This is a genomic window from Streptomyces sp. NPDC001508 (genome assembly GCF_040298665.1).
Classification (GTDB): Bacteria; Actinomycetota; Actinomycetes; order Streptomycetales; family Streptomycetaceae; genus Streptomyces.
This window is the reverse complement of the sequence record NZ_JBEPAP010000026.1, coordinates 39,710-60,389: the sequence shown is the minus strand read 5'-3', so window position 1 is coordinate 60,389 and position 20,680 is coordinate 39,710. Positions and strand designations below refer to the sequence as shown.

Annotated in this window: 19 protein-coding genes; 10 read left to right on the top strand and 9 right to left on the bottom strand. The window is 72.7% G+C overall.

The features are described from left to right. Nucleotides 1-591 precede the first annotated feature (591 nt). From ABT245_RS23285 to ABT245_RS23270, 4 genes are all read left to right on the top strand, one after another. Complete coding sequence (locus ABT245_RS23285) at nt 592-1,218, top strand: hypothetical protein (RefSeq protein WP_351736516.1); 627 nt, start codon at nt 592-594, stop codon at nt 1,216-1,218. Nucleotides 1,219-1,348: 130 nt separating this feature from the next. Beyond that, nucleotides 1,349-2,914, top strand: a complete 1,566-nt coding sequence (locus tag ABT245_RS23280) for a DUF6801 domain-containing protein (protein ID WP_351736514.1) — start codon at nt 1,349-1,351, stop codon at nt 2,912-2,914. A 39-nt stretch (nt 2,915-2,953) separates the two neighbouring features. After that, nucleotides 2,954-3,901 (top strand): hypothetical protein, encoded by a 948-nt coding sequence (locus ABT245_RS23275; RefSeq protein ID WP_351736512.1) that lies wholly within the window; start codon nt 2,954-2,956, stop codon nt 3,899-3,901. A 222-nt stretch (nt 3,902-4,123) separates the two neighbouring features. Next, entirely contained in the window at nt 4,124-5,335 is a 1,212-nt protein-coding gene (locus ABT245_RS23270) for a PucR family transcriptional regulator (RefSeq protein ID WP_351736510.1), read from the top strand. A 394-nt stretch (nt 5,336-5,729) separates the two neighbouring features. Here the strand turns inward: ABT245_RS23270 and ABT245_RS23265 are convergent, their stop codons facing one another. From ABT245_RS23265 to ABT245_RS23235, 7 genes are all read right to left on the bottom strand, one after another. Next, nucleotides 5,730-6,494 (bottom strand): ABC transporter ATP-binding protein, encoded by a 765-nt coding sequence (locus ABT245_RS23265; protein ID WP_351736508.1) that lies wholly within the window; start codon nt 6,492-6,494, stop codon nt 5,730-5,732. Further along, nucleotides 6,491-7,291, bottom strand: a complete 801-nt coding sequence (locus ABT245_RS23260) for an ATP-binding cassette domain-containing protein (protein ID WP_351736506.1) — start codon at nt 7,289-7,291, stop codon at nt 6,491-6,493. The genes ABT245_RS23265 and ABT245_RS23260 overlap by 4 nt, the downstream gene beginning before the upstream one ends. Further along, nucleotides 7,288-8,166, bottom strand: coding sequence for an ABC transporter permease (locus tag ABT245_RS23255; protein WP_351736504.1), 879 nt, complete (start codon nt 8,164-8,166; stop codon nt 7,288-7,290). Before ABT245_RS23255 ends, ABT245_RS23260 begins: the two co-directional genes overlap by 4 nt. After that, nucleotides 8,163-9,128: an ABC transporter permease gene (locus ABT245_RS23250; RefSeq protein ID WP_351736502.1), complete on the bottom strand. Its 966-nt coding sequence runs from the start codon at nt 9,126-9,128 to the stop codon at nt 8,163-8,165. Before ABT245_RS23250 ends, ABT245_RS23255 begins: the two co-directional genes overlap by 4 nt. After that, a complete protein-coding gene (locus ABT245_RS23245; RefSeq protein WP_351736500.1) occupies nt 9,128-10,456 on the bottom strand; it encodes an ABC transporter substrate-binding protein in 1,329 nt (442 codons plus the stop codon). Before ABT245_RS23245 ends, ABT245_RS23250 begins: the two co-directional genes overlap by 1 nt. Before the next feature lie 234 nt (nt 10,457-10,690). Continuing rightward, nucleotides 10,691-11,431 (bottom strand): DUF1684 domain-containing protein, encoded by a 741-nt coding sequence (locus tag ABT245_RS23240; protein ID WP_351736498.1) that lies wholly within the window; start codon nt 11,429-11,431, stop codon nt 10,691-10,693. 426 nt (nt 11,432-11,857) lie between these two features. Continuing rightward, nucleotides 11,858-12,715 carry a DMT family transporter gene (locus ABT245_RS23235; protein WP_351736496.1) on the bottom strand — a complete coding sequence of 286 codons (858 nt, stop codon included), beginning with the start codon at nt 12,713-12,715 and terminating at the stop codon, nt 11,858-11,860. A 307-nt stretch (nt 12,716-13,022) separates the two neighbouring features. Here ABT245_RS23235 and ABT245_RS23230 point away from each other — a divergent pair, with 307 nt between their 5' ends. After that, the gene (locus ABT245_RS23230) at nt 13,023-13,814 is read left to right on the top strand and encodes an SDR family oxidoreductase (RefSeq protein ID WP_351736494.1); all 792 of its coding nucleotides are present in this window, start codon (nt 13,023-13,025) and stop codon (nt 13,812-13,814) included. Nucleotides 13,815-14,202: 388 nt separating this feature from the next. Further along, on the top strand, nt 14,203-14,838 hold the full coding sequence (locus ABT245_RS23225) for a TetR/AcrR family transcriptional regulator (RefSeq protein WP_351736492.1): 636 nt from the start codon (nt 14,203-14,205) through the stop codon (nt 14,836-14,838). On the opposite strand, the gene ABT245_RS23220 is transcribed toward ABT245_RS23225, so the two are convergent. Both ABT245_RS23220 and ABT245_RS23215 read right to left on the bottom strand, forming a co-directional pair. Beyond that, entirely contained in the window at nt 14,825-15,601 is a 777-nt protein-coding gene (locus tag ABT245_RS23220) for a CoA-transferase subunit beta (RefSeq protein WP_351736490.1), read from the bottom strand. The two genes, ABT245_RS23225 and ABT245_RS23220, sit on opposite strands and share 14 nt — an antisense overlap. Next, nucleotides 15,601-16,488: a CoA transferase subunit A gene (locus tag ABT245_RS23215; protein WP_351736488.1), complete on the bottom strand. Its 888-nt coding sequence runs from the start codon at nt 16,486-16,488 to the stop codon at nt 15,601-15,603. Before ABT245_RS23215 ends, ABT245_RS23220 begins: the two co-directional genes overlap by 1 nt. Nucleotides 16,489-16,668: 180 nt before the next feature. Between ABT245_RS23215 and ABT245_RS23210 the strand changes: the two genes are divergently transcribed. From ABT245_RS23210 to ABT245_RS23195, 4 genes are all read left to right on the top strand, one after another. Next, a complete protein-coding gene (locus ABT245_RS23210) occupies nt 16,669-17,478 on the top strand; it encodes an SDR family oxidoreductase (RefSeq protein WP_351736486.1) in 810 nt (269 codons plus the stop codon). 137 nt (nt 17,479-17,615) lie between these two features. Next, nucleotides 17,616-18,767, top strand: a complete 1,152-nt coding sequence (locus tag ABT245_RS23205) for an acetyl-CoA C-acetyltransferase (protein ID WP_351736484.1) — start codon at nt 17,616-17,618, stop codon at nt 18,765-18,767. A gap of 11 nt (nt 18,768-18,778) precedes the next feature. Next, entirely contained in the window at nt 18,779-19,864 is a 1,086-nt protein-coding gene (locus ABT245_RS23200) for an NAD(P)H-dependent flavin oxidoreductase (RefSeq protein ID WP_351736482.1), read from the top strand. 50 nt (nt 19,865-19,914) lie between these two features. Beyond that, a complete protein-coding gene (locus ABT245_RS23195) occupies nt 19,915-20,679 on the top strand; it encodes an enoyl-CoA hydratase family protein (protein WP_351736480.1) in 765 nt (254 codons plus the stop codon). The last annotated feature ends 1 nt before the right edge of the window (nt 20,680 follow it).

Below are 20,680 nucleotides of genomic sequence, written 5' to 3'. Positions count from 1 at the left end.
TGTCACCGCGCAGACAAAGACCGGTCGCGTACTTGTCGCGCCGGCACAGGGCGGCGCGGCGGGCCCGCACAGGGGCGGGATCCGCGGGGCCCGGCCGGCGGACAACCGCCCCGGAGGGCGGGTGAGGGCCGTACCTCGTCCGCCGCGCCGTCGGCCTGCGGGGGCCACCCACCTGGAGATCGGCACGGTACCCGGCACGTTACGACCGAGTAACCTCGGCGGGCAAGAGCGGGTTCCGAGTTTTGTGCGCGTTTCCGACCGACCGCCCGGAATCTGTCAGCACGGAGACAAAAAAGGGCGCCGTTCTTGTCATTCGGTGAGCATCACGGGGGTGGCCTGCCACAAACTTCCCACGGCCTCGTCCTTAGCATCCGATGACTAAGCGGAAGCATGGAGTGCTCACCCGGCGGACAGATAATTCCGTTCTCCAAAGAATCATGGGCGATGGCATTGTTCGGCCAAGTTTCCGGCAAGTAACGTCGGTGCCCGCGGTCGAGCTTTTCCGAGCCGCGGGCCGCCCGGTCCCCATCTCCGTCCGCTTCCGTAGCGGCCCTCCTCTGCCGGTCAATCCACAAGGAGAGTCCCAGAGTCATGAAGAAACCCAGCACACGGACCGCCCTCGTCCTCGGCGCCGCAGCGGCCGCGTTCGGCATCGCCGTCGCCCCCGCCTCCGCGGTGCCCTCCACGGTGTGGACCGTGACCCCGTCACCGGCCGATTACACGGCGACCAACAGCGGCAACATCGTGCTGACCGCCAACATCCCGATGACGTGTACGACATCGACCGCGTCGGGCACCATGCAGAGCACCACCGGCAACCCGGCGACCGTCGCCTCCATCGCCGCCGTCAGCTTCGGCAGCAGCGGCGCGCCGTGCACCAGCGTCCTCGGCAATGTGACGACGGTGGCGACCGTCCCGTGGACGGTCGTCGGCAAGGACTACAACGCGGGCGTCACCACCGGCTATGTCGGCAACGTCAACGCCAAGGTGACCGCGGGCGCCTGCGTGTTCACGGTGACGGGCAAGGCGAGCGCGACCTACACCAACTCCACCGGGATCCTCGCGGTCAACAGCGTCTCCGGTGATCTGAGCGTCGCCTCGGCCAGCGGCTGCGGCACCGTGGTCACGACGTCCACGAAACCCACCTTCAAGGGCAACTACGCCGTCAAGGTGAGCGGCACCAGCACCATCCCGACGATCGTCGGCTCCAACCCGTAGGGCAGGTCCCGCTCGCGCCCGCCCGGCCGGTGGTACCGGCCGGGCGCACGCGGGCTGTCCGCGCCCGGCCGGCGACCGCCGGCCGCCACCGCCGTCCCCGGGCCGGCGAACGATGCGAGCGGAGCAATCGATGAGAGGTCCCCGTGCCGCTGTGCGGCGGCCGTCCCGTGCCCGTGCCCGCGGCGCGACGATCGCCGCGTTCGTGGTGCTGGCCGCCACGGTCCCGGCCGCGGCCGTCGCCGCGGGCATACGGGAGGTCGACACCGAACTCCCCTATGTGTGCACGCTTCCGTCCGGGCAGCGGCCCGTGACGGTGCGGGTCTCGGCGGCCTTTCCCGACCGGGTGGCGGCGGGCGAGCCGATCCGGCCCGCGGACGTCACCACCACCGTGGAGTTCCCGGCGCAGGCGGTGGCCGACCTTGCCGCGACCGGAGCGCCAGGTGTGCGGTCCGCCGAGACCCGGCTGACCGTCGCCGTCGCGCAGAACGACGCCACCGCCGAGGCGACCTGGCGTGGCACCGCGCAGCCGGTGGTCCTCCCGACGGCCGGGCCGCTGACGCTCACCGCGACCGGCGACGTACCGACGGTGACCGGGCGCGGCGCCGGTGAACTGACGCTGTCCGCCGCGGACTTCGCGGTGGACCTGGCGCTCGGCGCGGCGGACGACGGCGCCGCCGAGCCCGCCGCGCTCACCGTCGAGTGCGCCCTCGCCGAGGACGCGCCTGACAACGGCCTGCTGGCCGCCGTCCCGGTCGGCCCGGACCCCGGCGGCCCGGACGGCTCGCCGTCCGCCTCGCCCTCCCCGTCCGGCACGCCCACCCGGCAGGGCGGCGCACCGGCGGACCGGCAGCGGGAGCGGTCCCCCAGGGTCAGCGGGGACACACCGGGCGGCACAGGGGCCCGGCCCGACGCGCCGCCGTGCCGGTACGACGCCCGGTACCCGGCGGGCCCGATGTCGCTCAACGCGTACATCACCGGCTATGCGAACGTCCGGAAGCTGAAGGGCGCCGCGCTGATCCCGCTGACCTGCACCCTGATCGAGCAGGGCGAGCCGGAGTTCGAGTTCTACCCGGACTTCAGCGGCGGCACCATCAAGCAGCACTCCACCGGCGACCTGTACAACGGGGGCCGCGCCTGGTCGCCCCCGTTCGAGGCCACCTTCCTCACGTTCGGCTTCACCCCGACGAAGGCCACCATGGTGCTGGAGCAGACCGGCCCGCTGACCATCGACTCGCTCGGCGCCACCGACTTCGTGTTCACCAGCACCGACACCTATGTCCGGGTGCCGCTGGTGCTCCGGGTCATCTCGCTCACCGTCAACGGGACACCGCTGGAGGTGGGGCCAAACTGCCGCACCGAGAAGCCCCTCGCCTCCCCCGAACCGGATCCCGCGCACCATCCCGGCGACCATCTGGTGCTGCACGGCCGCGGGGAGCAGGTCACGGGCGAGCCGGCCACCGGCTATCTACTGCTGTCCGGCGGCCCGCTGACCGGCGAGGTGACCATCCCCGCCTTCACCGGCTGCGGGGCCGGCGGCGAGCGGGTGGACCGCCTGCTGACGGCCTCGGTCTCCGGTTCCGGCAACTACGTCAAGCAGATGCAGGGTCAGACCTGCTATGTGGCCGCCGACGTGCCGAACCCGGAGGAGTGCACCACGGATCTGCAGCCCCTCAAGATTCCCGTTCCCGAACGCTGAGTCCCGCCCCAGCCCGTACCCCTCACGGAAGGCCACCTCATGAAACGGTTCCCGCTCGGCGCCAGACTCGCCACCACCGTCACCGCGCTCGGCACCGCGCTCGGCGCCTTCGCCTCGATGGGCACCGCGACCGCGGCCACGGCCCAACTCAGCGGCGAGTGGGCGCCGTTCACCCGCTGCCCGGTGAACGCGCCGGCCATGCTCGCCGCGGACGGCCTGGCCAGGACGCCGCAGTGCGTGGTCTCCAGTTCGCCGAACGGCTCCATCACGCTGGGCAAGACCACCGTGGTGACGGGCCGTACCAACCTCCAGATGGGCGTCGTGCAGAGCTCGGACGGCACCAGTACCGTGGTGGCCCCGAGCGACGGTGCGATCATCGCCGACTCCGCGTCGGTGCCCGGCGGGCTGCTGGGCCTGATGTGTCCGAGCGACCTGCCCGGGATCACGGCCATCTGCGAACAGCTCGCCAACAGCACGCTCAACAAGATCACCGCGACCGTGGAGTCCGTCGGCACACCCTCCGACTTCGACCAGAGCGCGGGCGTCCTCACCGACCTGCCCATCGTCGCCCTGCCGGTCCGCATCCACCTGGAGAACCCGTTCCTCGGCGCCAACTGCTACATCGGCACGAAGAGCAACCCGATCGTGCTGCGGCCGGCGAACCTCACCTACCCCACGTTCGGACTGTCGTTCTTCAAGGGCGACGGCACGCCCGCCGACGACGGCGAGATGAGCCGGATCGGCCTCACCGGCGCCACCCAGAGGGACAGCGGCTTCGCGGTGCCCGGCGCCAGCGGCTGCGGGCTGGGCCTCGGCCTGGTCGACGCGGCGGTCAACCTCAAGACCGGGCTGCCGTCCGCCGCCGGGAAGAACAGCCTCACACTCAACAACACCCAGACCTACCTCACCGGTCTGACGGCACCCGGCACCGTCGCCCCCGACGCCGGCAAGATCCTCGCGCGCAACTGGAACTCCGCCGTCAAGTGAGCGCCGTACAAAGGCGATTATCAGCCGTCCCGGCAGTCCGATCCCGTCTCGCTGCGGCAAACCGTGCACGACCTGTGTACGGCGCGTGAAACTTGATTTAGCTTCAGCAGCCCAAGACAGGTATGCACCTGAGGGCCGGCCGGGTGTCCCCCTCGGTCCAGCGGGGGGCACCCGGCCGGTCTCCCCCCACCGGGCGCGTCGGAGAGCAAGGGACGACCAGTCATGCCTTCAACCGTACGGTCGCCGCAGGTCGGAGAACCCCTCGACCCCCTGCCCAGGGAGTTCGCGGCCTTCATGCGGCCGGAGTTGCCGGGCCTCATGAAGGAAATACGCATCGAGGTCACCCGCGCCTATCCCGTGTACGGCCGGCTGCTCAACGGCCCCAACGCCGACGCCATCCGGCAGGGCGTCGAGGAGGCCCTGGCCGCCTTCGTGGACCGGGTCGCCGAACCGGGCAAGGACTCGGCGGTGCGCGACGAGCTGTTACGCAAGTTCGGGCGCGTGGAGGCCTATGAGGGCAGGGAGTTGGACACCCTTCAGGGGGCCTATCGGCTGGGCGCGCGCATCGCCCTGCGCCGTGCCAAGGCCGTGGGCCGGCAGTACAACCTGTCGCCCACCGTGATCCTCGCCTTCGCCGACGCCCTGTTCGCCTACGTCGAGGAGTTGGAGGCGCTCTCCCGCGAGGGCTATGTGGAGGTGCAGTCGCGGGCCTCGTCGGAGGTCTCGGCGGTACGAAGACAGTTGCTGCATCTGATCCTGGCCGCGCCGCCGCTGCCGCAGGCGACCGTGTCCGGGCTGTGCGAGGCGGCCGCCTGGCCGCTGCCCGCCGAGGTCACCCTCGTCGCCCTGCGGTCGCCCGCGCCCGACCATCTGGAGGCGGGTCTGGCCGGTGACGTCCTCGCGGACCTGGACATTCCGCAGCCGCATCTGCTCATCCCGGGGGCCCTGACCCCGGACCGGCTCGCCATGCTGGACGCGGCGCCGGCGGGCACGCACGCCGTCGCGGGCCTGACGGTGCCGCTCGCGCAGGCCGCCGACTCCATCCGCTGGGCGCGCCGCGTGCTCCAGCTGATCGACGAGGGTGTCGTGGCCGACGCGCCGCTGACCCGCTGCGAGGACCACCTGGTGACGCTGTGGCTGCTGTCGGACCCGCCGCTCGTGTCCCATCTGGCGGCCAGGGAACTGGCGCCGCTCGACGGGCTGCCGAGCAGCCGCCGCGGCCGGCTCATGGAGACCCTGCGCGTGCACATCTCCACCCGGGCGCCCGCGGAGCAGGTCGGCGAGATGCTGGGCGTGCACGCCCAGACGGTGCGCTACCGCCTGCGCAATCTGGACGCCCGGCTCGGCGACCGCCTCACCGACCCCGACCACCGCTTCGCCCTGGAGGCGGCACTACGGTCACTGCACCTGAGAGCCCCGCACCCCACCGAGTGAGCCACCCGCCACCGATTCCCCGCCTTCGACGAGGGACCGAGCGGCCGGTTGCCCACGAAGGCGAGCGCGCGCCGCGCGGCCACGGCGGCCCACCGGACCTGTTACGGGCGGGAGGTACGCACAGCACCCGCACCCGCACCCGCGGAACAGCCGGGCAAACGGGCGGCGTTCCGGGCGAACCCGGCCCACGGCGCGGTGGGCGCCGACACCTCGGCCTTGGGGCCGAGCGCGGTGCGCCGCGGGTGCGCGGCATCCTCGGACTCCACCGGCGGGGTCGCCGCCACGGACCCCTGCGCGGTGTCTGCCGTGCGTGACGGGCGGATCGGTGGCGCGGCCGGGTCGCCGCAGATCCTGCGCGGGCGGTCTCCCGGCGGTGCGTCGCCTGTTGGGTGTGTCAGGTGGGGAGGCGGGGCACGCTCTCGATCAGTTTGCGGGTGTACGGGTGCGCCGGGGCGCCCAGTACCCGGGCGGTGTCGCCCTGTTCGACGATGCGGCCGCGTTCCAGTACGGCGGTGCGCTCGCACAGGGAGGCGACGACCGACAGGTCGTGGGAGACCATCACGAGCGTCAGCCCCTGATCCCGCTGCAACTCGGCGAGCAGGTCGACGACTTTCACCCGGGTGGTGACATCGAGCGCGCTGACGGGTTCGTCGGCGAGCAGGACGCGCGGCCCGCACACCGTGGCCCGGGCGATGGCGATGCGCTGGCGCTGCCCGCCGGAGAACTCGTGCGGATAGCGGTCCGCCGCGTCGGCGGGCAGGCCCACCCGTTCCAGGGCCGCGGCCACCTTGGGCGCCGCGCCGGCCCTGGTGTCGATGCCCAGGGAGCGCAGCGGTTCGGCCACGATGGCGGCGACGCGCCGGCGCGGGTCAAGGGAGGAGTAGGGGTCCTGGAAGACGCACTGCACGCTGCGCCGGAAGCGGCGCATCTGCGCCCGGTCACGCGGGGACAACTCGGCGCCGTCGAAGCGTACGCCGCCGGCGGTGGGCCGGGACAGGCCGAGCAGCAGGCGCAGCAGGGTCGTCTTGCCCGCCCCGGACTCGCCGACCAGGGCGAGGCTGTGCCCGGCCTCGACGGCGAGGGAGACATCCCGCACGGTGTCGGCGGCGCTCCCCCGGTGGCGCAGCGCCACATCCCTCAGTTCCAGTACGGGCGTCACCGCGGGCTCCTCAGGTCCAGGGCGGACTCCAGTTTCCGGGCGCTCGTCACAAGGTCCCTGGTGTAGCGCTCGCGCGGGGCGCGGACGAGTTCGCCGACCGTGCCCTCCTCGACGGCCCGGCCGTCCCTCAGCACCAGGGCCCGGTCGGTCACCCGGGCGACGACGGCGAGGTCATGGCTGACGAACAGCACCGCCATCTCCCGTTCCCGGACCAGGGTGTCGATCAGGTCCAGCATCTCCGCCTGCACGGACACATCGAGGGCGGTGGTCGGCTCGTCGGCGATCAGCAGCCGGGGCGCGCAGGCCAGGGCCATCGCCAGGGCGACGCGCTGCCGCTGCCCGCCGGAGATCTCGTGCGGGAAGGCCCGCGCGATGCGTTCCGGCTCGGGCAGCCGCACCTGGGCCAGCGCCTCGCGTACGGCCTCCCGCAGGGCGGCGCCCTTCAGACCAGTGCGCCTGCCGAGGGGTTCGGCGATCTGGCGGCCCACCCGCATCAGCGGGTCGAGCGCGGTCAGCGGCTCCTGGAAGACGACGGCGGCGTCCCGGCCGCGCACGGCGGTCAGCCGCTTCTCGCTCGCGCCGACGATCTGGGTGCCGGCCAGCTCCACGCTTCCGGTGGCGGTCATGCCGTCGGGCAGCAGGCCGAGCACCGCGAGCGTCGTGAGCGACTTACCGGAGCCGGACTCGCCGATGAGGCCGAGCCGTTCGCCGCTCGCCACGCCGAAGGTCAGGTCGTCGACCAGGGTCCGGCCGTCGCCGGTGCGGACGGTCAGGCCACGGACGTCGAGGAGGGTCATGTGCGCCTCCGGCGGGTCGCCGGGTCGAGGGTGTCACGCAGGCCGTCGGCGACGAGGTTGACGCCGATCACCAGCAGCACGAGCAGGATGCCGGGGGCCAGCGCGCCGGCGGGGGCGGTGGTGAAGGTGGCCTGCGCCTCCTGGAGCATGCGGCCCCATGAGGCGTTGGGCGGCGGCGCGCCGAGGCCCAGGTAGGACAGTCCGGCCTCGGCGAGCACGGCGAGCCCGAACTGGAGGGCCAGGTTGACCACGAGGGTGGGCCAGATGTTGGGCAGGACGTGGCCGAGCACGGTGCGCGGCCAGGACGTGCCGGAGGTGCGGGCGGCGGTGATGTAGTCCTGTGCGAGGACCCGCTTGGCGAGGATGCGCACCAGCCGGGCGACGACGGCGCTCTGCGCCAGCCCGATCGCGAGGACCGCGGAGCCGAGGGTCGCCGAGCGGGCGGCCACGATGAGCATGGCGAGCAGCAGGGTCGGGAACGCGATGAGGATGTCGAGGAACGCGGAGAGCGTGTCGTCGAGCCAGCCCTGTGCGAACGCGGCGAGCAGCCCGAGGGTGACGCCGATCGCGGCGGCGATGAGCACCGAGCCGAGGCCCGCCTCGACGGCGATCCGGGAGCCGGTCATCACCTGGGTGAACAGGTCCCGGCCGAGCTTGTCGGTGCCGAGCAGATGTGCGCCGCCGGGGCCGGTGAGCCGCCCGCCGGAGGTGTCGTCGGCCGGGTACGGCAGCCAGAACAGGGAGACCAGGGCGAGCAGGGCGATGGCGCCCGCCAGCACACAGCCGACGATGAGCGTGGCGGAGCCGCGGGCCCGCCGCCCGGCGCGTGCCTCGCTCGTGGGCGGCGCCGGTTCGAGCACGTCGGTTCCGGTCATCGGGCACCTCCCGTCAGTCGGTCGCGCAGCCGCGGGTCGATGATCCGCTGGACCAGGTCGGCAACGAAGCCGATGAGCAGCACGGCGAGGGTGGAGACGAACAGCACGCCCTGGATGACCGGGTAGTCGTGCTGGGCGATGCCGGTGGCGAGCATCGAACCGAGGCCGGGCAGCGCGTACACGGACTCCACGACGACCGCGCCCAGCAGGGTCGAGGCGAGTTCGATGCCGAGCACGGAGATCACCGGTACGGCGGCGTTGCGCAGCCCGTGCCGCCACATCGCCCGCCCGAAGGAGGAGCCCAGGGCGCGGGCGGTGCGCAGATGGTCGCTGCCCAGCACGTCGAGGGTGGCGGAGCGGACGTAGCGGATCAGGGACGCGCTCATCACCAGTGCGATGGTGAGGACCGGCAGCACCAGCGAGCGGACCGCGTCCGCGGGTGCGGACCAGCCGTCCTGCGGGAAGCCGCCGGCGGGCAGCCAGCCCGCGTTCAGCGCGAACACGGCGATGAAGATCATGCCGAGCCAGAACACCGGGATGGCGATGCCCAGTTGGGAGACGCCGCTGAGCAGCGCGCCGTACCAGGTGTGCCGCTTGTGGGCGGCGAGGAACCCGGCGGGTACGGCGATGAGGACGGCCAGTACGAAGGCCGCGAGGGTGAGCGGCACGGTGACGTCCAGCCGGGCGGAGACCTCGGGTCCGACGGGCAGCGAGCTGACGAAGGAGGTGCCGAGGTCGCCGCTCGCCAACTGCCCGAGCCAGTGGGCGAACTGCTCGGGCAGCGGCCTGTCGGAGCCGATGGAGTGGCGGGCCGCGGCGATCTGCTCGGGGCTCGCGCCCACCGAGGTGAGCGCGTTGGCCGGATCGCCGGGCAGCATGCGCAGCAGGACGAACAGCACCACGCTCGCCAGGGCCAGCGACACCGCGAGGAAGACCAGGCGGCGCAGCAGGTAGCGCGCCATCAGCCCTTCTTCTTGATGTCGTAGGCGTAGAACTGCGAGTTGAGGCCGTTGAGCGGGTAGCCGGACAGCTTGCTGCTCGCGACGACGATCTGCGGGTACAGGTACAGCCAGTCGCTGGCCGCGTCCTCGGCGGTTTTGCGGTTGACCTTCTTCAGCAGTTCGGTCTGCCCGGCGGTGGTCCGGGCCTCCTCGGCCTGCCGCACCCACTGCGTGACCTGCTTGTTGTCGTAGCCCCAGTAGAAGTCGGGGTTGCCGTACCAGACGAGGTCGCGGTCGTTGACGTGTTCCTGGAGCGTGGCCGTGAAGTCGTGGTTCTTGTAGACCTTGGTGTACCACTGGTCCGGGGTGATCGTGTTGATCGTGACCGTGATGCCGACCTTGGCGAGTTCGGACTTGATGAAGGTCGCGGCGGTGGGGTGCGGGTCGTAGTTCGGGGTGTCGAGGGTGAACTTGAAGCCCTTGGCGTAACCGGCCTCGGCGAGCAGCTTCTTGGCGCGGGCCGGGTCGTAGGCGTTGACCTTGGTGAGGTCCTCGTACCAGGGGTCGGTGGGCGGCACCATCGAGCCGATGAGCTTGCCGTAGCCGCCCCAGACCGACTCCAGGAGCTTCTTGTCGTCGATGGCGGCGGAGACGGCCCGGCGGACCTTGACGTCGGTGAAGGGCTTGGCCTTGTCGTTGAAGGCGAGCAGCAGCTTGGTGGTGGAGTTCCCGTCGTTGACCTTGTAGTTCTGGTTGTTCTTGAACTGGTCGAGGGCGTCCGGGGACTGTTCGCCGGTGACCACGTCGACGGCGTTGGTCAGCAGGGCGTTGTTGAGCGCCGTGGCGTCCTTGTAGTAGTGGAAGACGACCTTCTGGTTGCTGGCGGCGCCGCCCCAGTAGCCGGCGAACCGTTTCAGGCCGAGGGCGGAGCCCCGGGTCCACTTGTCCAGCGTGTAGGGGCCGGTGCCGTCCTCGGTCGTCTTCAGGTTCTTCGCCTGGGAGTTGATGATCCAGACGTAGGAGAGGTTGTAGACGAAGGAGATGGACCGCTGCGACAGCGTGACCTTGACGGTGTGCGCGTCGGGTGTGGCGATGTCCTTGATGACCTCGAGGTTGCTCTTGCGGGCGGACTGGGAGTCGTCCGCGATGACCTTCTCCAAGCTGTACTTGACGTCGTCGCTGGTCAGTTGCTTTCCGCTGTGGAACTTCACGCCGTCGCGCAGGGTGAAGGTGTAGGTGAGCCCGTCGGTGCTGACCTTGTAGTCCCGGGCGAGGAGCTTGTCCACCTTGCCGTCGTCGGTGAGCCTGAACAGCCCTTCGTAGACGTTGCCGTTGAGGGCTTCGGTCACGCCCTGCCCGCCGCCCGCGGTGTTGTCGAGGTTCTGCGGCTCGTAGAGCGAGCCGATGTCGACGGTGGCGTTCTTGTCCCACTAGCCGCCGGAGGCGCTGCCCCCCGAGCCGGAGCCGCCGCAGGCGGTCAGGGTGAGGGCGAGGGTGGCCGCGGTCGCGGTGCCGTACAGGGAGGTCTTCTTGATGTTCACGTGGTGTGCGCTTTCGTGCTGCGGTGCGGGGGGGGCTGCGGGTCAGTGCTGTGCGGGGACGCCGCCGCGGAAGACGGCGCGCTTCTCGCCGGCCTCGACGGGCAGGTGGAAGCGGTTCTGCCGGGGCGGCATCGGACAGTTGTACTGATCGGAGAATCCGCAGGGCGGCACGAAGGCGCGGTTGAAGTCGAGCAGCACCCGGTCGTCGTGCTCCGTGCGCCGCACGAACAGGAAGCGCCCGGCGCCGTAGGTGGTGTCCCCGTTGGTGGGGTCACCGAAGACGAGCAGCAGGGTGCCGTCGTCGTCGAAGGCGCTGAGGGTGTAGGCGCGGCCGTCGACGGTGAGGGTGATGTCGCCGGGGACGACGAGGTCGCGGGTGCCGCCGTTGTCCCGGATGTGCTCGAAGGGGATCCGGCGGGCGCCCGGTACGGGGGTGTAGGTGGCGTGCAGCACCCAGGCGGGGTCGTACGGGAAGGTGTCGACCCGGTCGAAGCGGCGGATGGCCGGCGCGTCGGCGTCCCAGAACCGCAGACCGTGCTCGGGCTCGCCGGTGACGAGGTCGGTCCGGCTCAGTGTGGTGACGCTCACGGTGTCCGGCCGGCCGGCCCGGTCCCGCTCCGCGTCCGGGCTCTCGCCGGCCGGGAGCCAGCGGGTCTCGACGAGCGCGAGGTTCCCGGTCGGCGCGGTCAGGGCCCGCAGGCGCTCGGCGCGCCAGGCGTGCCACCGCGCGACGGCATCGGGGGCGGGCTGGTCGGTGGTGGCTTGGGACACGGTCGGACTCATTCGCGTAGCAGGGATGGCGGCCTCACCCCCGCGGACATCACGCTGCGCGAATGAGTGGCCAAAGCATGTCCTTTATCTGCCATAAGAGGATCTAATGTCAAATGCCGTCGACGCATACGGAGACCCCTCACTCACCGGCGCACCCCGGACCGGCCGGCACCCGGCGCGATACGCGGGTGCGCCGGAGCACGCGGCGCAGCGTCGCCACGCGCGCGCTCGGGACTGACGTCCCGGCGGATGGCGCGGCTGATCGAGGACGCCGAGATCGCCGGACCAGACTGCTCGGCGGCGCCCCTGTCCCGTGCCGACCGCGGCACGGTCCTGCCGCGCCGTGCCGTGCCGTGCCGTGGTGGAGGCGTACGCGCCGGTCTGCGTACGCGCGCCGCGCGACCCGGTACGTCTCCTCTCAGGCGGCGCCGGCCCGTCTCAGCGGTTGAGGTCGATCAGGTGGGGCGCCACCCGGGTCAGCCGCAGCACGCCCCACAGGATCAGCAGGACGCCCGCCAGCTCCACCGGCAGCCACCAGCCGGTGCAGATCTCCTCCCCGAACAGCGTCACGCCCAGCAGCAGGCTCACGGTCGCGTCGCCGATGGTCAGCGCGGGCTGCGAGGCGACCAGGGCGCCGGCCTGGAGGGAGTTCTCCAGCAGCAGGAGCGCGCCGACGCCGGCCAGCGCGAAGCCGTAGGTCTGCCAGGTGCGCAGGAAGGCGGTGAACCCCGCGTCGGCGAGCACGCCCGTGGCCGACTTCATCAGCGCGGCCGTCAGCGCGTTGCCGATCGCGGCGGCCGTGCCCAGCGCCGCCGCCCGGAACAGTGAGGAACGCGCCGGGCGGGCCAGGACGACGGCGAGGAGCATCGCGCCCAGGGTCAGGGCCAGCACCGGCAGCCAGCGCGCCATGGCCGCCTCGTTGCGGGTGCCCGAGGGAGCCGCCGCGGCCAGGGCCAGGGCGAGCCCGCCGACCATGCCCGCGACGGCCCGCCAGCCGGCGGCGGGCAGCCTGCGGTGCATCAGCGGTGCGATGACCAGCAGGGCGAACGGCAGTTCCAGCACGAACAGCGGCTGGACCAGCGCCAGGGGCCCGTTGACCAGGGCCAGGGCCTGGAAGAGCGCGGCGCCCACGACACCGGCGATGCCGATCGACCAGGCGGGCCGTCGCACGAGGGCGATCATCAGGCCGAGGCCGCCGCCCTGCGACACCGTGGAGGCGGCCTTGCGCTGGAAGGCCGTCCCCACGGCATTGCTGGCGGCCCCCGCGACGGCACAGACGACGGCGAGTGCGATCACCCCTCCACCATGCCTCGCCTTCCCGCCCGATACCGACCGCGACCCGCCACGGACCCCGGCTGCGCCCGCCGGCAGCCGGGCCGCCTCGCCTTGTCGGCCTTCGGTCCCAGGGGGGCCAGGTGGTTGTTCATCGTGCCGTCGCGGCGTGGCGATGCCGCTGGTGAAGCCGCTGGTGAAGCCGCTTCGCCCCGGTGCGGAACGCACCGGGCGGCCGGTCCGCACCGCGCCGGACGGCCGCCCGGCGCGTCCGCGCGGATCCCGGTCACCGACCTAGCGTTTGCTTGGTTGTCGGCGCTAGGGTGGCGCCATGCCGCTCCAGTTGGACATGACGGACCGGGTCGTTCTGGTCACCGGAGGCACCAGGGGCGTCGGCGCCGGGATCGCGGCGGTGTTCCTGCGGGCGGGGGCCCACGTCGAGATCTGCGGCCGCACCGCCCCGCGGGTCCACGGCGGGGCGGCCCGCTTCAGCCGGGTCGACGTCCGCGACCCGGACGCCGTGGCCCGCTGGGTGGCGGACACCGCCGGACGGCACGGCCGGATCGACGTCGCGGTGAACAACGCGGGCGGCGCGCCCTTCGCCGACTTCGCCACCGCCTCGCCGCGCTTCCACCGCGGGGTCACCGACCTCAACTTCCTCGCCCCGGTCTTCGTGTGCCGCGAGCTCTTCCCGGTCATGGACGGCCAGGACGACGGCGGCGTCGTCGTGAACATCACCTCCATCGGCGCCCGGCGCCCCAGTCCGGGAGCGGCCGTCTACGGGGCGGCCAAGGCCGCCCTGGAGAGCCTGACCGCGAGCCTGGCGGTGGAGTGGGCGCCGCGGGTGCGGGTCAACGCGGTCAGCTGCGGTCTGGTGGCCACGCCGGGGGCGGCCGGCCACTACGGCGACGCCGAGCAGACCGCCCGGGTGGCGGCCACGATCCCGCGCGGGGTCTTCGCCCGGCCCGAGGACATCGGAGCGGCCTGTCTGATGCTCGCCTCGCCGCTCGCCGCGCACATCACGGGTGCCGTCCTCAACGTCGACGGGGGCGGCGAGTGGCCGGCCTTCCTAAGGCACACACCGAACGCCGGGGCCCAGACCGCCCGCACGCACAAACGGTGAACGCGAACCCACAGGCCGGTGGGCGGTGGCCGGTATACGGGCGCGGGCCGATGCACGGCAGCCGGTGTCCCGACGCGGGACAATGCACGGCGGCCGGTGTACGGACGCGAACCGGCAGCCGGTATCCCGGCGCGGCCGATGCACGGCAGCCGGTGTCCCGAGGCAGGACAATGCACGGCGGCCGGTGTACGGACGCGAACCGGCAGCCGGTATCCCGAGGCGGGACGGTGCGCGGCGGCTGTCCCGGCGCGGGACGGTGCGCGGCGGTCGGTGTCCCGGTGCGGGGCCGAACGGGGCCCGTTCGGGCCCGCGGTGGCCCGGGTGCCCTGTGGCACGATGGAGCGCACCCGGGCCGGCCGGGGCCGAACCCGGCAGGAGGGACGACGACATGGCGGTACGGCGCCCGGTGCGCACGGCGGCCCGCAACGGTACGCGGGCGGGCAGCGGCGGTTCGGACCGCCGGGCGGAGCTGCTGCAGATCGCGGCCCGCCTGTTCGCCGGCCGCGGCTACGCCCAGACCACCGTCCGGGACATCGCCGACGAGGCGGGCATCCTGTCGGGCAGTCTCTACCACCACTTCAGTTCCAAGGAGGAGATGCTGCATGAGATCCTCCACGACTTCCTAGGGCGGCTGCTGGAGCGCTTCACCGCGATCGAGCGGGCGGCGCAGGACCCCAGGCAGGTACTGGACCAGCTCGTCCAGCACTCGTTCACGGTCATCCACGAGACACCGGAGGCCGTCGCGCTCTACCAGAACGAGTCGGGCGCGCTGAGCGGCCAGCCCGGATTCGAGTATGTCGACCAGATGGGCAGGAAGATCGAGAAGATCTGGCTGCGCGCCCTGACCGCCGGCCAGCGGTCGGGGGTGTTCCGTGCCGACGTCGACGCGAGCCTGACCTACCGGTTCATCCGGGACACCGTGTGGTGCACCGTGCGCTGGTACCGGCCGCGCGGCAGGTTCCGGCACGAGGCCGTCGCCGAGCAGTATCTGCGCGTCCTGTACGGCGGGCTCACCGCCCCGTGAGTCCGGGCCCGGCGGCGGGCACCTCCCGGTCGCGCAGCCCCTCCGGGTCGATCACCTCGCGGATGAGCCGCAGTTCCGCGGCGTCCGGCAGCCGGGTCTCGGCGGCACCGGCCGCCGCCAGGTCGAAACCCGTGTTCCGGCGGACCTCCGCGACCGTGACGCCGGGGTGCACCGAGCGGATGCGCAGCCGTCCGTCGTCCCCGTAGTCGAGCACCGCCAGGTCGGTGATCACCACGCCGAGGTCGTGGAACCGGAGCCCGCCGCGCGCCCTGGCGCGGTCGTTGCCCACCCCGCACACCACGTCGACCTTCTCCACGAACACCTTGGGCGAGTGCCGGGCCACCCAGTAGTCGGTGCGGTGGTTGACCGTGTTGCCTGGGGCGCCGCGCACGCCGATGAGCTGCCGGGTGGGGTGCCGCCAGTCGCCGATGAGGGAGATGTTCTGGTTGCCGTACGCGTCGAGCTGCGCGGCGCCCATCATGCTCCGTCGCCGGCCGGCGGCGACGATGTCGAAGACCCGGCCGAACGGCACCCAGCCCTCGATGACGCCGCCGTGCGCGGCGGTCCGGCCGAGCGGCGGCGGTTCGCTCATGAAGTACGCCTCGCCGTCGGTGAGGACCAGGTCCGGATCGGTCGTCATCCGCGCGAGCCGCGCCCCGATGCCGGGCAGGACGCCGACCGTGTGGGCGAGCACCTCCCCGGCGTCTTGCCAGGCGTCGGCACATGCCGCGGCACACACCTCGGCCCGGGTGATCCCGGTCATCACCGCGCCCTCCCTGTGCCGTCCGCTCCGCCGCGTCCGGCGTGGAACCCGGCCACGGCCTTGTGGTAGTCCGCCTCGTCCCCGTCGAGGAACGTCCGCCGGAACAGCCGCCACGCGGCGGGGTCCCGGGCGGCCGCGGCGTAGTGCGCCTGGAACGCCTCGTCGCGCCGGTGGTCGGGCTCGCACGAGGTGAAGTGGGCGCCGCCCGGCGTCTCGATCACCGCGGTCACGAAGATGCGGCTGATCAGCAGGGACTGCGCGGGGCCCGCGGCCGACAGCTCCCGCGGCGGCACGACCCGCTCGGCGCTCACATAGCAGCGCTCCGCGGCCATCGCGAAGAGGTCGTCGAAGTACGGGTCAGGCCCCAGGTACTGGGCGTTGCCCGCCGCGTCGGCCCGGTTGACGTGCACGAGGGCCGCGTCGAGCGGGAGCGCCTTCATCGCGACGTACTCCTCGCCGGTGTACGGGGAGGTGATCGTCACCAGGCCGGGGTTCATGGTCAGCACGTCGGAGCCGAGTCCGGCCCGGGTGGGCAGGAACGACAGCCGTTGGGCGGCGGCCCGCAGGCCGGTGACGAGCATCCCCTCGTCCAACTCCGCGGTCTCGACGGCGGCCCGCTCCCGCACGGCCCGGAAGTGCGGGTCGAGCGCGATGCTGTCGAGCGAGACGAAGCCGTGGACGAGCCTGCGCACCTTGCCGGCGGCGCACAGCAGGCCGATGTCGGGGCCGCCGAACGAGACCACGGTCAGCTCGCGTACATCGCTGCGCAGCAGCGCGCGGACCAGCGCCATGGGCTTGCGCCGGGATCCCCAGCCGCCGATCCCGACGGTCATGCCCGACTCGATCGTCGCCGCGAAGTCGTCCAGGGGCATCGTCTTGTCCCCCATGAAGTCCTCCTCTCGCCCGGGGTCCCGCACCGGATCCGGGAAGCCGAGGCGTGCTACAACCTAGCGCTTGCTTGGCCACGTCACCAGACCCAACGTCCCTTCTCGCGAGGCGACTTCGGCCGATCGCGCCTCGGCACGGGCATTGACCAAACAAATGCTTGGTGGGGTACCGTGACCACCGTGGACCCGAACTGGAGCGGAGGCGGGCCGCCCGCGCCGGGGTACGTACCCGGGCACGGCCTGCTCACGGGCAAGACCGTGGTGGTCACCGCCGCGGCGGGCGCGGGCATCGGATCCGCGATGGTGCGCCGCTGCCTCGAGGAGGACGCGGGCGCGGTCGTGCTGGGCGACGTCCACGAGCGCCGGCTCACCGAGGCGCTGAGCCGGCTGGGCGAGGAGTTCGGCACGGACCGGGTGGCCGCGGTGGTCTGCGACGTCACCGACGAGCGCCAGGTCGGCGGCCTGCTGGACGCGGCGGAGGCGTTCGGCGGGGTCGATGTGATGGTCAACAACGCCGGGCTGGGGGGCACCGCGAGCGTTCTCCACCTGAGCGACGCGGAGTGGTCACGGGTCCTGGACATCACCCTCACCGGCACCTTCCGGTGCGTCCGCGCGGCCGGCAACCGGATGGTCCGCGCGGGCCGGCGCGGCGTCATCGTCAACAACGCCTCGGTGGTGGGCTGGCGGGCCCAGGAGGGGCAGGCGCACTACGCGGCGGCCAAGGCCGGGGTGATGGCTCTCACCCGCTGCGCCGCGCTGGACCTGGCCGGACACGGCATCCGGGTCAACGCGGTGTCCCCGAGCCTGGCACTGCATCCGTTCCTTGCGAAGGTCACGACCGAGGAACTCCTCGACACACTCAAGGAACGGGAGGCGTTCGGCCGGCCCGCCGAGCCCTGGGAGGTGGCCAACGTCATGGTCTTCCTGGCCAGCGACTACTCCTCGTACATGACCGGCGAGGTCGTGTCGGTCAGCAGCCGGCACCCCTGAACCGGCACGCACACACCGGCACACACGAGCGGCACGCACACACCGGCGCGCAAGAGCGGCACCAACGCGCCGACATGCACCAACCGGCAGAAACGCACCGGCACGCACGAACCGGCACGTCCGAGAAGGAGGCAACCGTGGCCGACGCCTATGTGGTCGACGCCGTCCGCACTCCCGTGGGGCGCCGCGGCGGTGCCCTCGCCGGGATGCACTCGGCGGACCTCGCGGCCCATGCCATCGGCGCGCTGCTGCGCCGCACGGGCGTCGACCCCGGTGCCGTCGACGATGTGATCCTGGGCTGCTGCGACACCGTCGGCTCCCAGGCCGGCGACATCGCCCGTACGGCATGGCTGGTGGCCGGGCTGCCCGAGCATGTCCCGGGTGTGACGGTCGACCGGCAGTGCGGCTCCGGCCAGCAGGCGGTGCACTTCGCGGCGCAGGCAGTGATGTCGCTGACCGCCGATCTGATCGTGGCGGGCGGGGTGCAGAACATGTCCGCCATCCCGATGTCGGCCGCCATGACGCTGGGCCGGGGCTACGGCTTCAGCACCCCGTTCGCCGAGTCGCCCGGCTGGCGCGCCCGCTACGGCGACCAGGAGGTCTCGCAGTTCCGGGCCGCCGAGTTGATCGCCGCGCGATGGCGGCTGAGCCGCGAGGACATGGAGCGCTACGCCTGGCGCAGCCACCGGCGGGCGGTGCGGGCGATCGACGCCGGCCGGTTCAAGGCCGAGATCGAGCCGGTCGGCGGCTTCGACACCGACGCGTGCCCGCGGCGCGACACCTCGCCGGAGCTGATGGCCGCGCTGCCCCCGCTGGTCGAGGGCGGCCGGATCACCGCGGCGCTCGCCTCCCCGGTCTGCGACGCCGCCTCGGTCCTGCTCATCGCCTCCGAACGGGCCCTCAAGGAGCACGGGTTGACGCCACGGGCCCGGATCCGGCATCTCTCGGTCCGCGGCGACGATCCGGTCCGGATGCTCACCGGCCCCATCCCGGCGACCCGGCACGCCCTGCGCAGGGCGGGGATGTCCATCGACGACATCGACCTGTTCGAGGTGAACGAGGCCTTCGCCCCGGTCGTGCAGGCCTGGATCGCCGAGACCGGCGCCGACCCGGACAAGGTGAACGTCAACGGCGGCGGCATCGCCCTCGGCCACCCCCTCGGCGCCACCGGCGCCCGGCTGATGACCACACTGCTGGGCGAACTGGAGCGCACGGGCGGGCGCTACGGCCTGCAGACCATGTGCGAGGGCGGCGGCCAGGCCAACGTGACCATCCTCGAACGGCTGTAAGGAGGCCCGGCATGACCGCCACTGTCCATCCCGCCCTGCACACCGCGCTGTGCGACCTCGTCGGCGTCCGCTACCCGATCGTGCAGACCGGGATGGGATATGTCTCAGGTCCGGAGCTGACGGCCGCCACGGCGGCGGCGGGCGGCCTGGGCATCCTGGCCGGTGCGACGCTCACCCTGGAGGAGACCCGCGCCGCCGTCCGCGCCGTGCGCGAGCGCACCGACGCCCCGTTCGGCGTCAACTTCCGCGGTGATGCCCCCGACGTCCTCGAACGCGGCGAACTCCTCGTGCGCGAGGGCGTCCGGGTCGCCTCGTTCGCCCTCGCCCCCGACGAACGCGTCGTCCGCCGGCTCAAGGAGGCGGGGCTGGTGGTCATCCCGTCCGTCGGTGCCCGCCGGCACGCGGAGAAGGTGCAGGCGTGGGGCGTGGACGCGGTGGTCGTCCAGGGCCGCGAAGGGGGCGGCCACACCGGGGCGGTGCCCACCTCCATCCTCCTCCCGCAGGTGGTGGACGCCGTCGGCATCCCGGTGATCGCGGCCGGCGGCTTCCGGGACGGCCGGGGTCTGGTCTCCGCGCTCGCCCAGGGCGCCGTCGGCATCGCGATGGGCACCCGCTTCCTGCTGACCAGTGACAGCACCGTCCAGGACGCGGTGAAGGCCGAGTATCTGCGCCGCGGGGTCACCGACACCGTGGTCACCTCGGTGCTGGACGGCGTCCCGCAGCGCGTGCTGCGCACCGAGCCGGTGCAGCGGCTGCTCGCTGAGGGGGCGGTGTCCCGGCTGGCGCGGTCCGTGCGGCATGCCGTGGCCTTCCGCCGGGTGTCCGGGCTGACCTGGACGGCCCTGGTGCGCGAGGGCCTGGCGATGCGGCGCCGCCATCATGACCTCGGCTGGTCCCAGGTCCTGATGGCGGCGAACACGCCCATGATGCTGCGCGCGAGCATGGTCGACGGCCGCACCGACCTCGGCACCCTCGCCTCGGGACAGGTGGTGGGCGTCATCGAGGACCTGCCGAGCTGTGCGGAGCTGATCGAACGGATCGTCGCCGAGGCGGACGCCGTCCTCACCCGGCTCACCGCCGCCCCGGCACGCCGGTGACCGGGCCCACCGGGCCGACCCGGCCGACCGCCGTCACCTCGGGAGAACGCATGGGCACGGACATCGTCAGGGCCGCCGTCGACGGCCGCGGCATCGCCGAACTGGTCGTCGACCGGCCGCCGGTCAACGCCCTGCCGGTGGCGGGCTGGTACCGGCTGGCCCGGGAGCTGGACCGGCTGGGCGACGACCCTGAGGTGCGGGTCGTGGTGCTGCGCGCCGAGGGCCGCGGCTTCAACGCCGGTGTGGACATCAGACAGTTGCGGGCCGACCCCGGCGAGACCACGCTGATCGGGGTGAACCGGGGCTGCTTCGCCGCGTTCGCCGCGGTCTACGACTGCCCGGTCCCGGTCGTCGCCGCGGTGCACGGATTCTGTCTGGGCGGCGGCATCGGCCTGGTGGGCAACGCGGACGTCGTGGTGGCCGCGCAGGACGCCTACTTCGGGCTGCCCGAGGTGGACCGGGGGGCGCTCGGTGCCGCCACCCATCTGTCCCGGCTGGTACCGGCGCACCGGGCCAGGGCCATGATGTACACCTGCGCCACCGCGACGGCCGCCGAACTGCACGCGTTCGGTTCGGTGCTGGACGTCGTACCGAAGGCGCGGCTGCGGGAGCGGGCGCTGGAGGTCGCGGCCGAGATCGCCGCGAAGGACCCGCTGGTGATCCGCGCCGCCAAGGAGGCCCTGAACGGGATCGACCTGTGGGACGTCAGGCGCAGCTACCGCTATGAGCAGGGATTCACCTTCGAGTTGGGGCTCGGCGGCGCCGCCCGCCGGGTCCGCGACACCTTCGGCCGCGGCCGGGACGGGGAGGCGTGAG